Raw genomic sequence first — 7,898 nt, 5'->3', positions numbered from 1 at the left:
CCTTACAAAAACGCTTTAACCTCAACCTGCCAACAAACGATTAATCAACGGTCCCAGCACCTTCAACGAATCCGCCGAAAGAATATCGGCGTGTTCGCAATCCAGCGGGAAGATGGTTAATTCATCAACGAACGGTGCCCAACTGGCGCGCACATCCATATCCGGCGGCAGCGTTTTCTCGGCCATAAACAGCGTGGCGTTGCCGGCATAACGCGGCGTGCGCGCTTCGGCGAGGCGCGCCACGGCGTCTTTGTAGTTGGCGACGATGGTGCTAAACATCGCCGCCTTCTCCTCACGCAGCAGCGGATCGCGCTCATCCTCGGTCGCAGCCATAAACTCGGCCTGCTCGCGCGCCACTTCCTGTTCCGCCTCGTCGGCGTCCGGCGTGCGCCAGTCCTGACCTTCTGCCGGATAGGTATCCAGCAGACCAAGGAATGCCACCGTTTCCCCCTGCGCCTGCAAACGTGCCGCGATGCCTTGCGCCAGCGTGCCGCCGAGTGAATAACCGAGCAGGAAATAAGGGCCGCTCGGCTGCTGCTGGCGAATCGCCTGCAGATGGTGATCGCACATCGCTTCCACGCTGTGACACGCGGCAATCACGCCATGTGGACGCGGCGATTGCAGGCCGACAATCGGGAAGTCGCCGTCGAGATAGTGCAGCAGGGCGCTGTACTGCCAGGCGAAGCCGGATGCCGGATGGATGCAGAACAGCGTCGGGCCGTGACCAGCGCGCAGCGGCAGCAGTTCGCCGTTGCCACCGCTTTCACTGTTGGCATCGCCGTCGAGCAGCGCCGCCAGTTTCTCCACGCTGCGCGCGGCGATGATCTGCCCGACACTGAGCGGCGGCACCTCACGACGGCGCAGTTCCGCCGCCAGACGCATCGCCAGCAGCGAATGACCACCGAGTGCGAAGAAATCGTCATCGGCAAATACGCTGTCGCAACCGAGCAGCTGCTGGAACAGATCCGCCAGCAGACGTTCGTTGGCGCTGTGCGGCAGGCGACCGCTGCGCGCGCTGAGCTGCGGCATCGGCAGCGCTTTACGATCCAGCTTGCCGTTGGCGCTGAGCGGCAGATGGTCGAGCATCAGATAGCTGACCGGCTGCATATGCGCCGGCAGACGTTCGCCCAGCTGCTGCTTTACCGCATCGATATCCAGCGCCACGCCCGCTTCGGCCACCAGCCAGCCGAGCAGCTGACGGTTATCGACGCCCGGCGTTGAGTGCTGCGTCAGCGCACGCGCCGCGACCACCGCCTGCGCCACGCCCGGCAGCGCCACTAACGCCTGTTCGATTTCACCTGGCTCGATACGCTGTCCGCGCATCTTTAGCTGGTCGTCGCTGCGACCGAGATACTCCACCGCACCGTCGGCGCGCCAGCTGGCGATATCGCCGGTGCGATACATGCGCTCGCCTTCGGCAAACGGCGCGGCGACAAAGCGCTGTGCCGTCAGGTCGGCGCGATGCAAATAACCATCGGCCAACTGCACGCCGCTGAGATAGAGATCGCCCGGCACGCCAACTGGCACCGGACGCAGCAGGCTATCGAGAATATGCAGCTGCGTGTTCCACACCGGACGACCAATCGGCACGCCCGGCCCGTTGAGGCCATCCAGCGCGCTGCCGCTGGCCGGTTGCCAGGTGACATCGACGGCGGCTTCGGTTGGGCCATACAGATTGTGCAGCGGCGCGGCGATCACCTCCTGATAGCTGCGCGCCAAATCGCACGCCAGCGCTTCACCGCTGCAGAACACGCGGCGCAGCGTTGGGCAAGCTTGATCGGTTTGCGCGGCGAGATGACCGACAAAGGCCGCCAACATCGATGGCACGAAGTGCAGGGTAGTCACGCGATAATCGTCAATCAGCTGCCACAGCGCCTGCGGATCGCGGTGCGCTTCCGGCGGTGCCATCATCAGCTGCGCACCGGTCATCAGCGGCCAGAAGAATTCCCACACCGAAACATCAAAGCTGCACGGCGTCTTCTGCAACACCACGTCGTCAGCGCGCAGCGGATAGCTGGCCTGCATCCAGCGCAGGCGGTTGACGATGGCGCGTTGATTCACCACCACGCCTTTTGGTTTACCGGTCGAGCCCGAGGTGTAGAGCACGTAAGCCGGGCGATTAGCATCCGCCTGCGGCAAAGAGTGGCGCGGCTGAATGTGTTCAGCGGCTAAGCCATCAAACATCATCAGCGTGCCAAACGTGGCGAAGCGGGTTTCCAGCGCGGATTCGGTGATCAGCACCCACGGCCGCGCATCTTCTACCATGTACGCCAGACGTTCATCGGGATAACCGATATCCAGCGGCAAATAGGCCGCGCCCGCCTGCAGGATGGCGGTGAGCGCGATGCTGAGGCGCACCGAACGCGGCAGCGCCACGGCGACGATATCGCCCGGCATCACGCCCGCTTCAATCAAGCGATCCGCCAGCAGCATGGCCTGACGCTGCATTTCGCCGTAGCTCAGACGATGCTCCATATCCATTAGCGCCAGCGCGTCCGGCGTGCGCGCCGCCTGCTGGGCAATCGCCTGTTGCAGGGTTTCATTTTCCAGCTGTACGCCGGTGTTGTTGACCCAGGCGAGCAGCGATTGCTCGGCCAGCGTTTGCAACTTCCACTGCGTCAGCGGCAGATCCGGCGTGCTGACCAGCTGTTGCAGCAGCAATAGCAGCCGCTCGGCCAGCCGTTCCGGCTCGCTGACGCAGTCGCGATACTCCATTAGCAGCGTCAGCTGTTCGCCCGGCAGCACCAGCAGCGTCAGCGGATAGTGCGTGTAACCACGATTGTGAATCGCTTCGCAGCGCACGGCGGCGTTGGCATCCAGCAGCGTTTGGTTGTCCGGATAGTTCTCCACCACCAGCAAGGTATCGAACAGCGTACCGGCACCGACCAACTGCTGAATCTCGGCGAGACCGAGGCAATCCTGCTCAACCAGCTGTATTTGCTGCGCCTGATGATCGGCGAGCTGCGCCAGCAATGGACGCTGATGATCGAAGCGCAGGCGCACCGGCAGCGTGTTGCTGAACAGGCCAACGTGCTGATCGATGCCGTCAATCTGACCAAAACGGCCAGAAACCGGCGCACCAAACACCACGTCTTGCTGGCCGCTGGCGACCGACAGCATCAAGCCCCACAATCCCTGCATCACGGTGTTCAGGGTTAAGCCGCGCGCCCGGCACAGCGCATAGAGTTCCCGCTCCAGCGTGGCATCCAGCGTAATGCGCTTCTCGTTGACCGCGCTGTCGGCGGCCTGCGGATAGAGCAGCGTCGGACGCACCTCTTGCAGACATTCCTGCCACTGCTGACGCGCTTCATTGCTGTCGCGCAGGCTGAGCTGACGCACAATGTCGGCGTAGCTGCTGCTGTGCGCGGGCAACGTTTGCTGGCGCAGCGCGCTGAGCAGATCGTTGAGGATTACCGGCGTTGACCAGCCATCCACCACCAGATGATGCGCGTTGAGCAGCAGCGTCCAGCGCATGCCATCGCGATGGGCGATCAGCGTGGCGTGCAGCATGATCGGTTGGCTAAACAGATCCTGCGCCAGCGCCTGATGCTCCAGCGCCACAATCTCATCATCGTCGGCTAGCTGATGCAGCGTCAGCGGCCAGCGCAATTCTGTTTCGGGTATCAGCTGCAGCGGCTGCAGGCTGAGTTCGGCGTCGAAGCGCGCCGCCAGCTGCGGATGGCGCTGTAACACCGCGTCCAGCGCGGTTTGTACCAATGCGGGGCTGATATCGCCGCTCAGTGTCAAGCGGGTTAACGAGTTATAGCTGCCTTGCTGCGCGGTGGTTTGTGCGTGGAACAGCAGACCTTTTTGCAGCGGCAACAGCGGCAGCGCATGGCTGAACGCGCCGTGACGCGCATGCAGCTGTTGCAGCAACGCATCATCGACGCCTTCCAGCGCCACCTCGGCGGCCACCAGCGTATTGGCGGCTTGCTGCGGCTGCTGTTGTGCCAGCGTCATCAGCGCCTGTGCGGCAGCGGCCATTGCCTGATGTAATTCGGTAATCGCTTCGGCGTTTAATACTCCATCCGCCCAGCTCCAGTTCAGCGCCAGCTGAGCAGCATGCGGCTGCTCTTCAACGAAGACGTTGAGTTCCAGCGCGTGCTGCAGCGACAGCGCCTCATCCTGCAGCACCGCAAAGGTGTCGCGGAACTGCTGCGCGGTGCGCTGTGGCGACCAGTCACCGCTGCGCTGCGTGAAGCGTCCAAGGTAGTTAAACAGCACCTGCGGCGCGTGTTGTGCCGCCAGTTTTTCCAGCGTCACACCGCGATGCGCATCGAGCCAGCGCAGCTGACCGTAGCCAATACCGCGATCCGGCACCGCTCGCAGCACCGCTTTTACCGCGCGTACACACTCATTGAGCGGCGCATGTGGATTGCCGGGCAACGGCAGCAGCACTGGGAATTCCGCCGTCAGCCAGCCGACGGTGCGCGCCAGATCCTGCTGAGCATGCAGTTCAGCACGGCCATGCGACTCCAGCGTGATGCGCTGCTGTGCGCTGCCGTTGAGTTGGCGCAGCGCCATCGTCAGCAATGTCAGCAGCAACTCTTCGCTGGTGGCGCGATAGTGCTGCGGCAGCGTGTTGAGCAGCGCATGCGTGGTGGATGCATCCAGCAGCGTGCGTTGATGCTGTTGACGATCGCCGGGCTGAATCGCCCGTTGACCGACAAGTGGCAGCGGCTCGGTCAACATCTGCTGCCAGAACGGTAACTCGCTGGCGCGCGCCGAAAGGTTCGCCAGTAGCGCGGCTGACCAGTCATGTAGCGAGGTTTCCTCGGCGGGGATCACCAGCGGCGTGTTATTGATCAGCGCGTCACCAGCCTGCTGCAGTTCTTCCAGCAATACGCGCCAGGAGACGCCATCAACAATCAGGTGATGCAGCGTCAGCACCAAACCACAGCTGATACCGTCTTGCTGTAGCAGCGTGGCGTGCAGCAGCGCACCGTTTGCCGGATCGAGCGTCTCAGCATCTTCGCTAAACGCCTGTTCCGCTGCGCGGTCGCGATCCTGCACCTTAAGCGCCCGCACGCGGGCAGGGCGCGTCGCCAGCGCTTCGCCGACAATCAGCTGATCGCCGCGCGTAAAGGCGTTGAGCGTCGGATGCGCCTGCGCCAGCTGATCGATCAACTGTTCCAGCTGTGCGAGGTGTAACTGCGGCGGCACAGACAGCAGCACGCCGTGAGCAAAGCGCGCGTTGATACCGGCTTGCGCATTGAACCAGTGCATAATCGGCAAGCCGCCAATCGCGCCCTGTTGCGCTACGCGCGCGCCGCTGTTGTGCTGCGCCAGCGGCTGCAAACCCCGTGCCATGCGTGCGGCGGTGCGTTCGGCGAAGATTTCGCGTGGACGCAGCAGATAACCGGCGCGACGTGCGGCGGTGCTGAGCCCCATTGCGGAGATGCTGTCACCGCCCAGCGCGAAGAAATCATCTTCCGCGCCGACGCTCTCCAGCCCCAGCAGGCTGGCAATCGCGTGGCAAATCAGCTGCTCCTGCGGCGTGCTGGCGGCGCGACTCTGGCTCTGCTGCGCCTGTTGCGGCTTCGGCAGTGCCTGACGATCAATCTTGCCGTTAACGTTGAGCGGCAACTCATCCATCACCATCAGCACCGCAGGCACCATGTAATCCGGCAGCTGCGTGGCCAGTTGCGCCAGCAAACGGGCATTGAGATCGGCATCGGCGCGCAGCGCGTCATCCTGCACCGAGCAGTAACCAATCAGGCGATGCGTGGCGCCTATCACTTCGGCGATCACCACGGCGGTGCTGACTTCCGGCAGCGCCACCAGCGCGTTCTCCACTTCACCAAGTTCGACGCGGAAGCCGCGCACTTTAATCTGGTGATCGGTACGCCCAATAAACGCCAGCTGTCCATCCTGACGCCAGCGCATCAGGTCGCCGCTACGGTACATCACATCGCCGTCGCGGAAAGGGTTAGCGACAAAGCGTCCGCTGGTGAGATCGGGACGGCGCAGATAACCGCGCGCGATGCCGGTTCCGGCGATATACAGCTCGCCAGCGCAGCCAATCGGCACCTGACGCAGCTGGTTATCCAGCAGATAGACTTCGCTGTTGCCCACCGGACGACCAATCACCGGCTGCGGTGACGCCATGACGCTGGCGCCCAGCGTATCGATGGTGTATTCCGACGGGCCGTAATAGTTGTGGATCTCCATCTGCTGCTGTTGCTGCATCAGCTTCCACAGCTTTGGCGTGGCCGCTTCACCGCCAATCATCACAAAAGAGGGGCGATGGTTATCGGCTTCCAGCAGGCCGCTGTCGATCATCTGCGAGAAGAACGACGGGGTGATATCCAGCAAGTCGACCGGCACCGCGTTCATCTGCTGAATCAGGCCCCACGCATCGCGGCGCAGCTCTTCGTCGAAGATATTCAGCTCGCAGCCCATCAGCATACAGAACAGCGGTTCCCATGAGGAATCGAACGAGAAGGAAGCGGTGTGACCAGCGCGCATGCGGCGCGGGCTGCTGGCGCTGAAGCGCGCAATCGCCGGGCCGAACAGATGCTCGCGGTGCGACAGGAACAGATTGAGCAAACCTTGATGGGTGCTCATCACGCCTTTCGGGCGGCCGGTCGATCCCGAGGTGTAGATCATGTAGGCCAGATCGTCGCCGCACAGTTGGGTGCCAGGTCGTGCGGTGGAATAATCGCTCAACGCAATCTGGTCAATCAGCAGATGCGGCAGCTCCGGCATTTGCGCCAGCGTGCTGGAGTGCGTCAGCAGCAGCCTGGGCTGCGCGTCATCGCACATCAGCGCCAGGCGTTCGCGCGGATAGTCGAGATCGAGCGGCATATAGGCCGCGCCGCTCGCCAGCACGCCGAATATTGCGACTAATGAATCTACTGAACGCGGAATACCAATCGCCACTACGTCGTCTGCTTGTAAACCGCGTGCGATCAGCAGATGTGCCAGTTGCATCGCGCGTTCGGCGAGCTGGCAATAGCTCAGGCTGCGCTCGCCGCACACCACTGCAGTTTGTTCGCCGTATTGCTCAGCGGCTTGCAGCAGGATATCGACGATGGTTCGGGTATCGGCAGGCGGCACGATGGTGGGTCCGGTCGACCAGCGTTGCAGATCGATCTGTTCCTGCGGTGCCAGTAATGACAGCGCACCCAGGCTCATGTCGGCATCCGCCGCGAACTGAGTTAGCAGATGGCTGATGCGATCGGCATGACGTTGTAGTGTTTGTGCATCGTAGCGGCGCGGGTTAGCCACCAGCGTGAGCTGCAATGCGCCATCGCGGAAGCCGACTTCAAACTCCAGATCGTCCACCGGGCCCATCGCCAGCGTGTGCGTTGGGGCGGGCTGGCCGTCGAATTGCAGATCGTCGTGGTAAACCTTGACGTTAATCACCGGGCCATACAGCGCCTGGCTGCTGCCGACCAGGCCGAGATCGCGGCGCAGCTGCTCTGCTTCATAGCGCTGATGGCGGCGCGCTTTGCGGATTTCGCCGTGCACCTGCTGCACCAGCATCGGTAATGTCATCTCATCGCTGGCGGTGAAAATCAGCGGCAACACATTGACCACCGGGCCGAGCGTGGAAATCGCCGCCGAACCCATGCGGCGCATAAACGGGAAGCCAATCGACAAACGCTGGCTGTTGCTGAATCGCGCCAGATAGGCCACCAACAGCGCACTGACGATATCGCCTTCACTGCTGTCGGCCAGTTGCTGCTGCTGACGCAGCGTGGCCAGTTGCGGCAGCGTCACCTGACAGCTGATCGGACGATCGCCGTGATCGCTCAGGTTTTCGCTGGACAGCGTCAGGGTTTCTGGCAGATCCGCCGTGTAGCTTTGCCAGTGACTGGCGGAGCGGGCAAAAGCTGGCGAATCCTGCCACTGCTGAATCTCTTCAATCACCGTGGTGAACGGGGTAAACGGCG

The 7,898-nt window shown here is 62.6% G+C and carries 1 protein-coding gene; it reads right to left on the bottom strand.

Translation table 11 applies throughout. The annotated features are described in order from the left end of the window. Nucleotides 1–21 precede the first annotated feature (21 nt). On the bottom strand, nt 22–7,898 hold a 7,877-nt coding region (locus RTY00_RS15045), incomplete at its 5' end, for a non-ribosomal peptide synthetase (RefSeq protein ID WP_312664983.1).

This window comes from Pantoea sp. CTOTU49201 (assembly GCF_032054795.1).
Classification (GTDB): Bacteria; Pseudomonadota; Gammaproteobacteria; order Enterobacterales; family Enterobacteriaceae; genus Pantoea; species Pantoea symbiotica.
Note: the sequence above shows the minus strand (reverse complement) of the source record. Positions and strands in the feature narration are given on the sequence as shown.